General features: G+C 58.0%; 18 protein-coding genes and 1 pseudogene. 6 read left to right on the top strand and 13 right to left on the bottom strand.

Annotated features, from left to right (window positions below; translation table 11 throughout):
• Nucleotides 1-37: 37 nt before the first annotated feature.
• Nucleotides 38-1,318: an aminotransferase class V-fold PLP-dependent enzyme gene (locus tag ABZO33_RS24020; protein ID WP_414538076.1), complete on the bottom strand. Its 1,281-nt coding sequence runs from the start codon at nt 1,316-1,318 to the stop codon at nt 38-40.
• The gene (pvdM, locus tag ABZO33_RS24015) at nt 1,311-2,684 is read right to left on the bottom strand and encodes a pyoverdine-tailoring dipeptidase-like protein PvdM (protein WP_414538075.1); all 1,374 of its coding nucleotides are present in this window, start codon (nt 2,682-2,684) and stop codon (nt 1,311-1,313) included. The genes ABZO33_RS24020 and pvdM overlap by 8 nt, the downstream gene beginning before the upstream one ends.
• A gap of 181 nt (nt 2,685-2,865) precedes the next feature.
• Here pvdM and ABZO33_RS24010 point away from each other — a divergent pair, with 181 nt between their 5' ends.
• A complete protein-coding gene (locus tag ABZO33_RS24010; protein WP_414538074.1) occupies nt 2,866-3,288 on the top strand; it encodes a hypothetical protein in 423 nt (140 codons plus the stop codon).
• Between the two features lie 51 nt (nt 3,289-3,339).
• Here ABZO33_RS24010 and pbpG read toward each other — a convergent pair whose 3' ends face one another.
• From pbpG to ABZO33_RS23995, 3 genes and pseudogenes are all read right to left on the bottom strand, one after another.
• Nucleotides 3,340-4,263, bottom strand: coding sequence for a D-alanyl-D-alanine endopeptidase (gene pbpG / locus ABZO33_RS24005; RefSeq protein ID WP_414538073.1), 924 nt, complete (start codon nt 4,261-4,263; stop codon nt 3,340-3,342).
• Nucleotides 4,264-4,394: 131 nt separating this feature from the next.
• A complete protein-coding gene (locus tag ABZO33_RS24000; protein WP_414538097.1) occupies nt 4,395-5,339 on the bottom strand; it encodes a tyrosine-type recombinase/integrase in 945 nt (314 codons plus the stop codon).
• Nucleotides 5,340-5,423: 84 nt separating this feature from the next.
• A pseudogene (locus ABZO33_RS23995) lies at nt 5,424-5,588 on the bottom strand (Arm DNA-binding domain-containing protein); the annotation flags it as partial.
• Nucleotides 5,589-5,872: 284 nt separating this feature from the next.
• On the opposite strand from ABZO33_RS23995, the gene ABZO33_RS23990 reads away from it, so the two are divergent.
• Complete coding sequence (locus ABZO33_RS23990) at nt 5,873-6,376, top strand: hypothetical protein (protein WP_414538072.1); 504 nt, start codon at nt 5,873-5,875, stop codon at nt 6,374-6,376.
• 45 nt (nt 6,377-6,421) lie between these two features.
• Here ABZO33_RS23990 and ABZO33_RS23985 read toward each other — a convergent pair whose 3' ends face one another.
• The 5 genes from ABZO33_RS23985 to ABZO33_RS23965 all read right to left on the bottom strand — a co-directional run bounded on the left by ABZO33_RS23985 (nt 6,422) and on the right by ABZO33_RS23965 (nt 8,260).
• A complete protein-coding gene (locus ABZO33_RS23985; RefSeq protein ID WP_414538071.1) occupies nt 6,422-6,622 on the bottom strand; it encodes a hypothetical protein in 201 nt (66 codons plus the stop codon).
• A 138-nt stretch (nt 6,623-6,760) separates the two neighbouring features.
• A complete protein-coding gene (locus ABZO33_RS23980; RefSeq protein ID WP_414538070.1) occupies nt 6,761-7,078 on the bottom strand; it encodes a hypothetical protein in 318 nt (105 codons plus the stop codon).
• Nucleotides 7,079-7,128: 50 nt separating this feature from the next.
• Complete coding sequence (locus ABZO33_RS23975) at nt 7,129-7,380, bottom strand: hypothetical protein (RefSeq protein WP_099431079.1); 252 nt, start codon at nt 7,378-7,380, stop codon at nt 7,129-7,131.
• Nucleotides 7,377-7,778 carry a hypothetical protein gene (locus ABZO33_RS23970; protein WP_414538069.1) on the bottom strand — a complete coding sequence of 134 codons (402 nt, stop codon included), beginning with the start codon at nt 7,776-7,778 and terminating at the stop codon, nt 7,377-7,379. Before ABZO33_RS23970 ends, ABZO33_RS23975 begins: the two co-directional genes overlap by 4 nt.
• A gap of 80 nt (nt 7,779-7,858) precedes the next feature.
• Nucleotides 7,859-8,260: a hypothetical protein gene (locus ABZO33_RS23965; protein WP_414538068.1), complete on the bottom strand. Its 402-nt coding sequence runs from the start codon at nt 8,258-8,260 to the stop codon at nt 7,859-7,861.
• Nucleotides 8,261-8,319: 59 nt separating this feature from the next.
• Here ABZO33_RS23965 and ABZO33_RS23960 point away from each other — a divergent pair, with 59 nt between their 5' ends.
• Nucleotides 8,320-8,622 (top strand): hypothetical protein, encoded by a 303-nt coding sequence (locus ABZO33_RS23960; RefSeq protein ID WP_414538067.1) that lies wholly within the window; start codon nt 8,320-8,322, stop codon nt 8,620-8,622.
• On the opposite strand, the gene ABZO33_RS23955 is transcribed toward ABZO33_RS23960, so the two are convergent.
• Entirely contained in the window at nt 8,619-9,542 is a 924-nt protein-coding gene (locus tag ABZO33_RS23955; protein ID WP_414538066.1) for a DNA cytosine methyltransferase, read from the bottom strand. The two genes, ABZO33_RS23960 and ABZO33_RS23955, sit on opposite strands and share 4 nt — an antisense overlap.
• Nucleotides 9,543-9,748: 206 nt before the next feature.
• Here ABZO33_RS23955 and ABZO33_RS23950 point away from each other — a divergent pair, with 206 nt between their 5' ends.
• Together ABZO33_RS23950 and ABZO33_RS23945 are read left to right on the top strand one after the other, a co-directional pair.
• Nucleotides 9,749-10,726, top strand: coding sequence for a hypothetical protein (locus ABZO33_RS23950; protein ID WP_414538065.1), 978 nt, complete (start codon nt 9,749-9,751; stop codon nt 10,724-10,726).
• Nucleotides 10,727-10,789: 63 nt separating this feature from the next.
• Nucleotides 10,790-11,884 carry a GTP pyrophosphokinase gene (locus tag ABZO33_RS23945; RefSeq protein WP_414538064.1) on the top strand — a complete coding sequence of 365 codons (1,095 nt, stop codon included), beginning with the start codon at nt 10,790-10,792 and terminating at the stop codon, nt 11,882-11,884.
• A 103-nt stretch (nt 11,885-11,987) separates the two neighbouring features.
• Here ABZO33_RS23945 and ABZO33_RS23940 read toward each other — a convergent pair whose 3' ends face one another.
• Together ABZO33_RS23940 and ABZO33_RS23935 are read right to left on the bottom strand one after the other, a co-directional pair.
• Nucleotides 11,988-12,374 (bottom strand): helix-turn-helix domain-containing protein, encoded by a 387-nt coding sequence (locus tag ABZO33_RS23940; protein WP_414538063.1) that lies wholly within the window; start codon nt 12,372-12,374, stop codon nt 11,988-11,990.
• A gap of 3 nt (nt 12,375-12,377) precedes the next feature.
• Nucleotides 12,378-13,229, bottom strand: coding sequence for a ParB N-terminal domain-containing protein (locus ABZO33_RS23935; protein WP_414538062.1), 852 nt, complete (start codon nt 13,227-13,229; stop codon nt 12,378-12,380).
• 308 nt (nt 13,230-13,537) lie between these two features.
• Here ABZO33_RS23935 and ABZO33_RS23930 point away from each other — a divergent pair, with 308 nt between their 5' ends.
• A complete protein-coding gene (locus ABZO33_RS23930) occupies nt 13,538-13,822 on the top strand; it encodes a hypothetical protein (RefSeq protein WP_414538061.1) in 285 nt (94 codons plus the stop codon).
• Nucleotides 13,823-13,905 lie beyond the last annotated feature (83 nt).

Genomic DNA, 13,905 nt, shown 5'->3' with positions numbered 1-13,905 from the left:
CGCATGCAGGATGGCACCGGCGAGGCCGTGACGAGGCTTACCCGATCTGCGTACGCAGCAATGCCATGGCCCGGTCGACCTGCTGTTCGTCGTTGAGCAGGCTCGGCGCAAAGCGGATCACCGGCCCTGCGTCGCGGTCCACGGCATCGACCATGACCTTGTTTGCGTTCAGGTAGGCGGCCACGGCATCCGGATCACGATCCTTGATGCGCAAGAAGGTGAAGCCTGCGGAGAACTCGCGGCTGACCGGCGTCACCAGCTCGACGGCGCGGTGCTCGGCCAGCCGCGCCTTGAGGTAGTCGTTGAGCTGGTGAATACGCGCCTGGACATCGGCCTTGCCCAGCTCCAGGTGCAGCTTGAAGGCCTCGCCCAGCGCCCAGCGATGTTCGAAGGCGTGGTACCCGCCCGGCGTCATGATGGTGCCGAAGTCCTCGTTGCGCGAGAAGGTGGCGAAGGTCGGTGTCAGGTGCTGCATCTGCTCGGACGCCGCGCAGATGATCCCGGTCCCGCGTGGGCCGAACATCCATTTGTGGGTGCCGGCGATGAAGTAGTCGCAGTTGAAGTCGGCGAAGCGGGCGTTTTCCACGCCGAAGCCATGCACGCCATCGACCACGTAGACAATGCGCTCGGCCTCGTCGCGGTTGCGGTTGTGCTGGCGCACCAGCTCGCCGATGGCGCCCACCGGCAGCTTGACGCCGCTGCCCGAGTGCACCCAGGTCATGCCCAGCACGCGGGTTTCAGGGCGAATGCTGCTGTCGATCACGCTCAGCACCCGGTCGGTGGACACGTCGCCCGGCTTGTCGAACAGGCGCAGCTTGCGCACCTGGGTGCCATGCTGGCGCTGACGGAAGGCCAGGCAGTTGTGGGTCGAGTAGTGCTCGTGCGCGGTGGTCAGGATCTCCTGGTGCGACGCCACGTGCAGGCCGCCATAGATCATGCCCAGGCCCTCGGTGGTGCTGCCGGTGAGGGCGATCTGGCGGGGGCGCACGTCCAGATAGCGGCCTGCCCACTCGCGGACCTCATCCTCGCGCTGCCATTCGTACTGGCTCTCCCAGTCCATGCACACCGCAGGGTTGTGGTCGAGGGTGGCGCGGTGGCGGTCGATCGCGTCCTGCACCGGGCGCGGGTGGGCGGTGATCAGGAAGTTGGCGAAGTGCGCGACATCTGGCGCAAGGGGGAACAGTTGGCGCAACTGGCGCCATTTGTCCGCGCCCTGCAATGACGCTGGGGCGGGGGCGGCGGCCAGGGCACTTGGCAGCAACGGCAGGCTGGCCGCCAGGGCGGCGGCCTGTTTGAGGAAGGCGCGCCGATCAGTCATGGCGCACTTCCTGGACACTTTTGGCGACCAGGGCCACGGGGTTGGCGGCCTTCTGCACCTGCCCCCAGACGCGCAGGAAGTTGCCGGCCCAGAGCTTGGCGATATCGGTTTCTGAATAGCCGCGGGTCAGCAGTTCGGCGGTCACGTTGCGGATCTCGCCGACGTTCATGAAACCGGTGACGCCGCCGCCATCGTTGAAGTCGGAACTGATGCCGACATGGTCGATGCCCATCTTCTTCACGGCGTAGTCGATGGCGTCGACATACTCCTTGAGGCCGGCGCGGGGCTCTTCGTCGACGATGGCGTACAGGCTGCTGGCGTATTCGCCGAAGCGCGCCTCCGGCCAGATGGCGATGATCGGGTCGCCCGGCATCAGTGCGTTGGTCAGGCCTTGCAACGGTTGCAGGTCGAAGCGTGCGCGCAGGGCCTCGAGCTTCTCCAGGGTCGGCTTGCTCAGGGGCTTGAGGTAGGTGGTGAAGGCCACCACCTGAAGCACACCGCCGCTGTCCTTGATCAGTTGCATCTCCTTGTCGGACAGGTTGCGCGGAATGTCCACCAGCGCCCGTGGCGCCGAATGCGAGGCCACGAATGGCGCGCGGCTCAGGCGAGCGACGTCTTCAAGGGCCAGGGTGGACATCTGCGAGACATCGATGATCACCCCCAGGTCGTTGAGCCGCTTGACCGCCTGCTCGCCCAGTGGCGACAGGCCGCCGAAGGCGTCGGGGGTGTCGTTGAAGAAAGGCAGCGGCCGCGAGGAATCGGCCCAGGCGTTGTTACCGGTGTAGCTGAAGCCGAACATGCGCATGCCGCGCTTGGCCCACAAGTCGAGCTGCGACAGGTCGCTGCCCAGCGGGTAGGCGTTGAGCATGCTGATGAAGATGGCGAACTTGCCTTCGCCGTTCAGGCGCCGGAAGTCGTCCGGTGTGTAGGCGATGCCGACCTGGTTGGGGAAGTCGCGCACGATGCCGCTGATGATCTTGTAGCGCACTTCCTGCTGGTTGCGAGCCTCGTCGATGAAGCCAGGCGTTGGGCGGTGCGGCGCGTTCGGGCCGTTCCACAGCTCCGGCCAACCGAAGACGGTCAGCGCCGCGCCGGACAGCCGGCCTTTGGCCGCCTTGGCCAGGTCGAACTGGCCACGGCCGTCCTTGTCTGCTTCGTAGCCGGTGCTGCCGTAGCCCAACGGCACGGTCACATGGCTGTCGAAGGAGAGCATGTGCTCATGCAGGTCGTTGGCCTGCTGCACGATTGCACGGGGGTAGCCGCCGTCCTGTTTCCAGAAGTAATAGCCGGCGGCTCCACCCAGGGCGGCCACCAGGGCCAGGGGCAGGCCGATGTACAAGGCTTTGCGGGAGCGGGTCTTGGTCATTGCCATCTCGTTGCAGGGCTGATCGGTTCCGGCCTGGCGGCGCGGTGGGCGCTAGGGCAGGGCTCGGGTATCAGGTGGACGAATGGCGGGCGGGTAAATTTATCGGTGGGTGAGCATCAAGTTTGCGCGCGTGGTGCCGATACTCCAGTCATTGAAAGGACCCACCGTGGAGGATTAGGGAATGGTAGGTATCAACAACGTCAGCAGCAGCATCGCCACGCAACTGGTCAAAGGACAGGCCAAAGAAGACGAGAAGTCGCCGGCTACTGTCGCGGTAGACCTCAAAGGCACAGACGAATCAGGCAAGCCTGCCGGCGCAAAGAAGGCCGAGGAGGACAAGGGTAGCGGCGAGCCGTCCTACATTGAGGAAATGCGCGAGATGATCAGGCAGTTGCAGAAGCAGCTGGCCGAAGAGCAGCGTCAGCTGGCGAAGATCGCCGCGCAGGACATGGACGACACCGCCAAGGCGACGATGATTCTCGCCAAGCAGTCGAGCATCGCCACCCTGAGCGGGCAAATCCAGGCAGCGACCGCGAAGTTGCTTGAAACGCTGAGCAGGACCGGCGGCAACAGTGCCGGTGGCATGGTATCCACCCAGGCCTGAAAGCGGCCGGTTTCAGTTCACAACGCCCCGCTTATGCGGGGCGTTGCCGTTTCAGTCCTGCGCCAGGCGCGCTCGCTGCCTTTCACTCTTGTACTGCATGGCCACTGCCGGCGCTGGCTTGGCCGCGCCGGTCTCCAGCCACTGGCGCATGCGGCTGGCGTCGGCGAAGTGGGTGTACTTGCCGAACGCATCGAGAATCACCATGGCCACCGGGCGGTTGTCCATCTTCGTCAGCAGCACCAGGCAGTGCCCCGCCTCGTTGGTGAAGCCGGTCTTGGTCAGCTTGATGTCCCAGTTGCTCTTGTTGACCAGGTGGTCGGTATTGCGGAAGCCCAGGGTGTAGTTGGGCTTGCGGAACGCCACGGTCTTTTCGCGGGTGACCGACAGCTCGCTGAGCATCGGGTACTTGCGCGAGGCCATCAGCAGCTTGGCCAGGTCCTGGGCGGTGGAGACGTTCAAGGTCGACAGGCCGGTCGGCTCGACGTAGCGGGTATGGCTCATGCCCAGGCTGCGGGCCTTGGCGTTCATCGCCTTGATGAACGCGCCATAGCCACCGGGGTAGTGGTTGGCCAGGGAGTTGGCCGCACGGTTTTCCGACGACATCAGGGTGATCAGCAGCGTCTCGCGACGGTTCAGCTCGCTGCCCAGGCGCACCCGGGAATACACGCCCTTCATCTCCGGGTTGTTGGCGATGGTCATGCTGAGCATTTCGTCCATGGGCAGCTTGGCGTCGAGCACGACCATCGCGGTCATCAGCTTGGTGACCGAGGCGATGGGGCGCACGCGATCGGCGTGGCTGGAATACAGCTCCTTGTTGGTGTTGAGGTCGATCAACAGGGCGCTGCCGGACGCCAGGTGCAGTTTGCTCGGGTCACGCTGGACCTGGGCCGGGGGTTGTGCAGCAGCGGTCGACGGTAGGGTCGCGGTTCCTGTGAGCAACAGCAGCAGGCTGAGGATGGACAGGGAAGTTTTCACGTTGAGGCTCACTAAATGTTGGTATGTCGTTGGCTGTGCAAGGGTTTCCCCCCAAAAAACCGTTGCATTCTGGAGTATGGTCGAACGGCTGTCGAATGCCTTATATCCAAAGGGCGTAACGTGAAGGAAATTTAATCCTGTACCAATTCCGTACCAATTACTGCCGATTCCAGCTTGGCAAGTTCGGACCAGTCATTTGCTGAATTCAGCCACTTGGCGTACGTGGTGAGCAGTACCTGAACGGAGTGCCCCAGTTGCCCGGCGATGAAAGCGGGATTCATCCCTGACATGAGGCACATCGTGGCATATGTGTGCCTGCAGTTGTACTGTGGCCTGGCCCGAATTGAAGTCGCTTCGACCGCCTGGTTGAAGTGAAAGCCAGGCGTGCTGGTACCTTTCATGTGAGGGGATCTGCCGGCAGGCTGAAAGATGAACGGTGATTCAGCGGACACCCGCCTACCGTTTCGCTTTCGAGTGCTTGCAATCTCCCTGGCTCGCCCGAGAGCTGCCAAGGCGCGACTGTTGAGCATGATCGTTCGGGTGTACTTGGTCTTCGTCCGCTCCACGACCTGGTTTTCTACGACGATCCGGCAGACGTGGGCCGTCTTCTTCTCGAAATCGATCTCGTCCCAGCGCAGCGCCATGATCTCGCCAGTGCGCATTCCGGTATAGAAGGCGAACTCATAGAAGGCTGCGAACACCTGGTTGCAGCGCGAAAAGTTCTTGTACATCCACCTGATCAGGTCATCCGCCTCTTCAACCGTGAAAGGGTCGACCTGCTTCTTGTTCTTCTGCGGCAACTGGATCGATGCCGCCGGGTTCCTGTCCACCACCTCGTCATACACCGCTGCGCGAAACATCGCTTTAACCCGGGCGATGGCGGCGCGCTTGACTGTCGAGCTCTTCCATTCGGTCTTTGCGACCACCTCCCTCAGCACCATCGGCGTTACCGCCTTGATCGGTAGTGTCGCCAGATGGGGCATCCAGTAGTTGTTCATCAATCCTTTGTAGTTGACCCGAGTGTCGTGCACCACCTCCAAGCTGTTCAGCCAGCTCTGCGCGTACTCGCCAAACATCAGTTCGTTGGCTGACGCTGTGTAGCTGGAGGCCGGAAACAGCTCGGCGTACCTTTTTTCGTCCAGTACTCCGTGCTTGGCCAGGCTGACTACTTGAGCGCGTAGATCGGCTGCCGCCTTGATCCCCTTGGCGGTTTGGGGATATGCGAGCGTTTCGGATCTACGCTCACTGTTCCAAGTAAAACGGATCCGAATTGACTTGCCGATGAGCTCGACTCCAGTGGGTAGCCCCAGCTTCCTTCCAGCCACGCTTCGTATCTCCTGATGCTGTAAAAAATCCGGCCGTCGATCTTCTTCCAAACCCCCTCAGGGATCACGCCGCGGCTTCGCTTTCCTTCCAAGGCCCGCTTGGTCGTCCCGATCAGTTCGGCCATTTTTTCCTCTGGGACCTTGTCGGATACATAGGCCACCGGCTGGCGTTCTTCGTCTTGCATGTTGGTCTCCACGCCGCTGGTGGCGGCAGGTTATGGCTATGGATAATTGATAGGGTCGCGGTTAACCTCCGGCTTTGAATTCCAAATCCAGGGGGGCGCATGTCGAATGGAGTCAAGTGGTGTGCAGTTATCCTGCTGAGTTGTTTCATGGCAGGCTGTGGTAGCCAGCGCCTGAATTACTCGCCATCTGCGACACATTTCAGTGATCGGCAGCAGGCAGCTGAATTCGTTGAGCAAGCATTCTTTGAAGACTACGGAAAGAAATTCCGACCACAGTCCGTGTTGATCAATGACAAGGTCATTATCTTGTCCGACGGTATGGTTTCTGAGGGGACGGGGTTTGCTACTGCTGCGCCTCTCGGTGCGGGCGCTATAGCTGCTGGCAGCAGCAGAAGCGTTATCAAAGACGCCAGCAGGCGTATCTATCTGAATTCCATTGACGATATCTCCATCTATCAAAAGCGTGGTAGGTCCAGCCGCTTTACAGTGGTCATTCGCGGGCAGGACGGCAGAGAACTTGGTTCAGTAAGGACCGGTAGCCTGGAGCGAGCGCAGCGATTCAGCGATGCGCTGACTTATTTAAAAGCCTCAGCGAAACCGTGATCCTCACCCGCGCATGTCGGCGGGCTTGAGTAGTTGGGGGAGGGGTTAGGCTTCGGTGATGGGCGCGGGGATGGCCTGGGCCTTCCACTCTTGGTCGATCTTCCAGGCTATGCAGGGCGGTTCGGTCTTGCTCTTGTAGCCGGCCAGCCAGTAGTAGCCGCTGTGCTTGGATGTTCCGCAGACGCTGCAGGTGTGCCAGCTACCGAAGCCCCGAGCAGAGAATGGCTGGTACTGGTGGCTGTTCACCGCGGTGCCCGATAGATCAGGTAGGCCATGTAGGCGAGGGCGATCATTTGCGTTTCTCCTCTGGCGGGTGAACCGGGCACGGCCAGCGCAGTGAGCCGTCGCCGGATGGGCAGGTGCAGGTCTTTTCGATCAGGTTGGTCATGTCCGCGCCTGCTTGCGGTAGCCCGCGTCGTACAGGAGCCCAAGCCCTTCAAAAGCGGACTGCACCTCTGGCTTCCAGTAGGTCGCCCACATTTCTTCGATAGCTGCAGCCCGTTCATTGGCCGCGATCTGCTCGGGTGTGAGACATGGGGTGAAGTCCACCTTGTCCGTCCGCGTCGTGATGAACGAGAGCGAGTCGGATCCGTCGCTATGCAGCTCCATCAGCCATTCGTGATCAGCCTGGCGGGCAACAACCTTGACGCGGCGCGTGTCGAGATTTTCGAAGCCCCAGAGCGTGTTGTGCGGGGTCACCATGCATTCTGTGCCAGGTGGCGGCAAACCTTCTCCATTCCAATGAGCATCGGTCACAGCTGATACCTCTCATCATTCCAGGCCGCCGGCGCGGCAGCAGGTGTAGGTTCGGGTTGGGTTTCGTGCGGGGAGAGCTGGCGCTCGTTGCCGGCCTGCAGTTGGCTGTCGGGGATGCAGCTGATGCCGACCCCATTCAGCAGGTAGCAGGTGACGCCGCGCTGGCTGTCGTGCTGCACGTCGATGACGTTCTCGGTTGCGCTGGCGCCGGTGGCCAGCAGCAGGAGGCAGAGGGCGAGCCGGGTCATGGACGCACCTGCAGACAGGCCTGGCAGATATCTCCGGTACCGGCCCCGCGGTTCTCTGCCTTAGCCCAGATATGCGAGCACTCGACAGGTTGCACCCTGCACGCCCATTGCACATGCGGGCCGTCCTCGGTGTCGAAGATGCCCATCAGGAACCATTCCGGGCCAGGCGACTCAGGCTCCCAGCCGTTGCAATGGCCGTCGCCGTCGAAGTACGGGTGCCCAACCAAGTCCGAATCCATGCACCAGGTCTTCAGTTCCAGGCCTTGCTCAGCCGCCCAGGCCTTGTACGGGCCAGGATCTTCGGTTCCGCCAAAGTCCGGGATGCTGGGGTGGTACCACCATCCGTTCTCATCGCGCACGACCGGCGCCGGCTGGATCAGCTTGATTTCTTCAGGCATGACGATTCCTTGGCCGCTCGCTCGCGGCAGTGAATAGAGGGGAGAGGGGTTACAGTTGGATGGAGCACAAATGTGCTCATTCAGGGTTTTCCGAGCAGCACGTCGGCATCCATCAAGGCCTGGCAGGCAGGGCAATCGTTGTCACGTGCGGTATGCCCTTCGACCTCGTCGGGGCAGGAGCCGTTGTTGACGTGGAAAACGTTGCGGGCGCCGATCGTGCGGAGCCTGTCGACCAACTCATCACGCTCCGTCAGGTCGGCCTGCAGCTGGTCGCACAACCTGCACTTGGTCAGCACCATCTGCGCCGGCTTCGGGTCAGCCAGCAGCGCCTGCATGGCTCGCTCGCCGAGCTTCACTATCTGTGGATCGTATGTGCGGAGCTTGGATTCGGCCTCGATGGCCCGACGTTTCCAAGTGATTAGGTCGCACTGCTCATCGCGCTTGGCTGACACACTGGCCAAGAATCGGTTTTCTGTGGGCATGGGGATACCTCGATAGATCGACTAGAGTTTGTCTAACCACCGGAAAAGGAGTTTGAGTTATGGGCGAGTGGAGCGAACTTGCCTCTGGCGTGGCTGGAGGCGGGCTGGTGATTACTGTGCAAATGGGTAAGCAAAAGTGGGATGACTTCAGGGACTCCAAGAAGATTCATGATTGGCTTGTCCGAGAGTTTGCGAGAACCGATAAGTACAAATTTCGATCTACACGCGCCATTGCCAAGGCCGTGAACATGACTCCTGCCAGGGTTGACGCGCTTTGCCACAGCCACGAGCTTATTAAGCACGTGCTAGAGACGGATGAAGATTTATGGAGCCTTGACGGCTCTGACTTGGCGAAGCCCTAAGCGGCCTTCAACAGCGCTTCAATTACTCGCTGCCCCGCAAGGGGCGGTACCGCGTTACCGGCCATGTGCATGGTCAACCGGTGGTTAGCCGGACGCAGGGTGTCGGCCGGGAATGACATGGCGGCCAGGGCCTCGTTGGCGCTGAGCATCCGCATGCGGTTGCCGTCTACTAGGGCCCAGCGGTCCAGGGTGGTGATGGTGCCGATCGGCCGGTTGATGTCGCGGCCGGTAGTGCCGGAGCCTTTGCCGTAGTAGGGCATGATGAACCGATCACCGAAGCGCTGCCGGCCGTTGCGCACCCGGTCAAGGGTGGCCTGGGCTCGGCCTGGTTTCTCGATTGGCGACCAGCGCCCTGCGTCGAAGTCGAGGAAGCTGCTGGCCGGAACGTGCTCGCATTGCTGCAACTGCAGCTGGATCGGCGCCTTGCTCTTTGTGCAGATCAGGAACAGGCGCACCCGGTGCTGCGGCACGCCGAGGTCGGCGCAATCGACAACGTGCGGCGCGACCTGATATCCCAGGCGCTGCATCGCATCCACCCAGCTAGGGTAGAGCACCCAGTTCACGAACTCGGGCACGTTCTCGATCACCCAAGCATCCTGCTGGAGCACCTCGGCCGCTGAAGGCACAGCCCAGGCGGTGGATCTCGACGCATCATGTTCCGGGTTTCCGTTCTTCTTGCCGCGGGCCTTTGCGTGGCCTTGGCAGCATGGGGAAGCGATGCCGATATCTGTGCGCGGAACTGCTGCCCAGTTGGCCTGGTGCAGGTCCTGGCATACGTGGTCGGTGTCCTTGTGATTGGCTGCATGCCACTTCACGGCCTCTGGCCAGTGGTTTGCCGCCCAGAGAACCTGGACGCCTGCAGCGCGAGCGCCGGTACTCCATCCGCCGAGGCCGGCGAATAGGTCGATTGCGGTAGGCATGGTTATACCTCGCCGCCATATTGCGGCAGTGAATAGAGGGGAGATAAACACGGTTGCCTGCCGCTTTTTCGAATACGCCTATGGTTTCGCGGCGAGACAAATGCAGGAGGCCCATTGCCTGGCCTAATGGCATTTGTGATGATATCGTTTCGATGGCGCAGCTCTAGTGTCTCAAGCTTGGAAATTGAATGTCAGGGAGAGATAGCATGAAATTGGGCGATGTCGCACGAAACCCGTTGGGTATAATTGGGTTGTTTATATCTCTTGTCTATGGATTTGCTAACTGGATGTTAGGTAGTGCGGCAAACACATTGCTGGCGAATGAGAGAATAGTAATAATATGGTTTATTGTCTTGTTTCCTGTGCTGATTTTGGTGGCGTTTTGTTATTTGGTTGTTAAGCACCATGGGAAATTATATGCACCAAAGGACTATAGCAAGGACGAGTCTTTTTTACAGACGTTAAGCCCGTTTGACAGCTTTGTCAGACTGACAACTGAGACTTTTGGTAATGGCCAGGAAGGTGCTGGTCAAACTCCACAGGGCTCGAGTGGTTTGCCAGTTGAGAGCTATAGGGATGCTGGAGTAGTAGCCGGCATTGAAGTCCAATCTATTCAAGTTGATGCTGATTCTTTGCAGGTCGATAATGCTGGGTCAAGCCCAGCGGCTGAACAGTCCGTGGAACTTATTGATATGGTCGCTGATGAATCGGCCGTTTCGGATGGTGTCGTGTCTGCATCTACAGATAATGATGTGGATTTGATTGAGCACGCCAAAAAACAAAAGCAACTTTCTCAAATTAAGGAAGTGTTCGAGCTTACCCAGCATTTTATTGATTCTGATGAGCGCTTTGCAGGATTTGATGTGAAGCCTAATGTGAAAATGGGAGCGACGGGTGTTGTATATGATGCCGCTGCTTATACAGGTTCTGGGCTGCAGTGTTTGGAGGTTAAGTATCTCCGATCCGTGTCGAATTTTAAAAACCTGCTGATAAAGTATATTAACCAGGCTCGTGTTGTTAGGGCGGCTGTTCTGCCTGCGGATTTCCATCTGAGGTTGGTAATTATTTATGATTGGGATATTGGGCGCGAAAAGAGATTGAGAACGGTTTTGAGCGAGCTTCGTCCTATGCTCCAAGATTTCGTGAGGATTGAGCTGGTAGCGCGAGCGTCTATTGGTATTTAAAATGCAAACACTGTCTGCGTAATAAAATTTCAGGTGCGGCAGTTTAAAGAACAGGAAAGATAAATGGCGGACAAGGCCGAGCTTTTAAAAGATTATGAGGGCAAAAGAGATCTGTATGCCTCTTTTGCTACTACTGTGGGGGCTCTTATATCGAGGCTTTTGCACTCTGATGGTATAGAGTTACACTCCATCGGGAACCGCTGTAAAACCATTCAAAGCTTTAAGGGTAAGATTGATAGGAAAGATGGGTATGAGTGCCTGGAGCAGATAACTGATCTAGCAGGGGTTCGATTGATTACCCACTATGAAGATGATGTGGATCGTGTGGCGGAGCTTATTGAGTCTGAATTTTCAATTGATGTCGAAAATTCAATTGATAAGCGTAAAGCGCTGGACCCAGATAGATTTGGCTATCTTTCACTTCACTATGTAATTTCTTTAAGTGAAGATAGGGCTGCCCTAAAAGAGTACCAATCATTTTCTGGTATGAAGGTGGAGGTACAGATAAGATCAATATTGCAACACACGTGGGCGGAAATTGAACACGACACAGGCTATAAGTCAACTGTCGAAGTGCCTAAGCACATACGGCGACGATTTTCTCGTTTAGCAGGGCTTCTTGAGCTCGCCGATCAAGAATTCATCGGTATACGAGAAGCTTTGCAGGCTTATTCTCAGGATGTGGCAAGCAAAGTCGAGTCTTCCGCTGTGACAGAAGTGGTTGACACGTATATTGATAAAGTTTCCTTGACTAAGTTCTTGGAGCTTGATCCTTTTGTGCTCGATCTGGACCTTGAAATTATTAAAATTCTAGGTGTTACCAGCTCTCCAGTAGATTGGGATCAAGCTGAAGCGGATATAAACCGCCTTAAGCTTGTAGGTGTTGAAACATTGGCGCAGTTGAAGGCTGCGTTGTTAGCTAATAGAGGTTTAGTGCTTGCGCGTGCTAAATCTATAGTGGAGTCTAGGCCTCCAGGAAAGGATGTTCCAAGGCGGGCGCTTAGAAAAGCGATATCAGTTCTCTATCTTGCGCAGGTGCTGGCGGTAAGAAATTACAATCCTGATGAGGCTAGCACTGTTTTGAAGAAGATGGGTTTCGTTGGAGTTGATGATATCATAGCCTCACTCGTCAAGGTGGTGTCAGCTGAGTCCGGTTGACTATGAGCTTATTTAAAGGATGGTCCTGGCCCGAGTTTTGTGTGGGATAATCGTGTAAAAAGCAACTTTCTGTAAGATCGAACGGGTTGCTGTCTGCATGTAATTATACTCTATGATATTCGAAGGCCTCGGCCTTACGAACGATTCGAATCTGAGCAGTGCGTCGCTCGGGCGCTCTGCGGTCGCGGCGCAGAGGGTCGCTGTCATCAATGACAGCATGCATGGCAATCAGGCCGGCGAGGGCGATGCACAGCGGACTAATGATCTGCCTACGCATAGCCTCGGCTACTGCAGCGGCCCGACGTGCTACGCCGAGCTTGAACATGGCGTTCTCGATGCGGTTGGCAACAGTGCCCGGAGTGATCTGCATCTGCTGGGCGATCTGTTTGGCGGTCATGCCTTGGGCGACGCCGAGCAGCGCCTCTAGCTCGCGTGGGGCTAGCCCTTTGCCAAGGTGGCCTGTCCATGTGCCGCATGTGATCGTTTCCATGAGTTATCTCGGTAGAGCGCCTTCCAGGGCTTTGCGCAGCTCGAGGACCAGCGAGGTCGGCAGGGTGAGGTGTCCGCTGTCTTCGTCGATGGAGTCCAGCGTTGCAATCAAATTGCGTGAGGCGGTGTGCACTGCCATGAGCCTTGGCTTCGGAATCGTCGGGCCTTTCATCGTGCCGGCTGTGACCTTCTTCTTTCCTTTGGCCTGAGCTTTTTCCAGCTCGGCGCCCAGCACCTTGCCGGCACCGTCTCCGTGCTCGCGGACAACCAGGGCGGCCGTTGTCGCCGATACATGTCCTGCTGCAACTAGGCTCTGCACGTCAGTGTTTGCATTGCCCACCGTTAGCACCTGATCGACGTGCTGTCGGGTCCTGCCTACCTTCTTGGCAATCTGTTCGGGCGTCCACCCGAAAGCTCGCAATCGCTTGTAGCCCTCGGCCAGCTCAAGAGGGGAAAGCTTTTCGTTTTCCTGGCTGGTGATGATCCGTGCGACTCGATCTGCATCACTGCCTTCGAAGGCGGTGACTGCAATCCAAGCCTCGGGAGGCTGATTAGGATCCTTGCTTGGCGTGCGAGGTAACCGCCCGGCGTTATCGAGCTTGAGGAGTGAGCGACGGCGCCGGTGACCATCGACTACCCATACGCCACCTTCTGCGCGAGGTCGCACTTCGAGCGGCGGGATCTGGCCGCCCCCGGCGATGAATTCTGCAAGGGCGTCGATACTTGCTTCGAGAGCATCGCCCTCTGTGCGCAGGTTAAAGCCGGGTTCCTCATGGAGGTCTTCCAGTTTCACCTTCATGGCGTCTGCGCGGCGCACATCGCCATCCTTGATCATTTGCTTGAATGACTTTGTCATTGCAATTCACTTCCGTTGGGGCTGCATTGGAGAGCCTATCCCGCCTGTCTCCCTGAACATGTTGATGTAGGGTCGGGAATGCTCTCCGATATAGCCTGGGGAAAATCAGAACGAAGCGGGCTGTGTCTTTGCTATCGGGGGGAACAGGCGGGAACCTAGCAGTCCAAGGCTTCTTGCTTCGGTCACTCCACGATCCAGCCGCCCCCAACGGCCTGTAATGATTTGCTGAGAGTCTTGTTTCCCCGCTTTAAACATTCGACGGAAGCGGATACGATATTGGATCCACAATCGAGATAAGGAATATCCGTATGGCGGAGTACATGGTTGGTGTTGAGTTGTTCAACGTAAATGCAGAGGAATACAATCAGTTCCACGAGCAATTGAGCACCCAAGGCCTGTTTAGACAGATTAAGTCAGATAACGGGCTCTATTGCGACATGCCGTCAGGTACTTACTTCGGTGAAAGTAAGCTCAGCGTGTCTCAGCTTCAAGAGTGGGTTAGCAGCGTGGCTGATCAGGTTTCGAGTCCAGGGGCTGCAGTTTTTGTTGTTCGAATCGCGGAAAGGTGCTCATTCCTTCAGCGAAGCAAGTGATCAGTAACTGAGGCTTTTCCATCGAGAGAGAGGCAACGTCTGCGATCTGAGTTCCGTCGAGTGATCTTAGAGGGTTGTGCGAT

The sequence above is a fragment of the Pseudomonas sp. CAM1A genome, from assembly GCF_047501685.1.
GTDB lineage: Bacteria > Pseudomonadota > Gammaproteobacteria > Pseudomonadales > Pseudomonadaceae > Aquipseudomonas.
The sequence above is the reverse complement of the archived record's forward strand: the minus strand, read 5'-3'. Positions and strand labels throughout refer to the sequence as shown.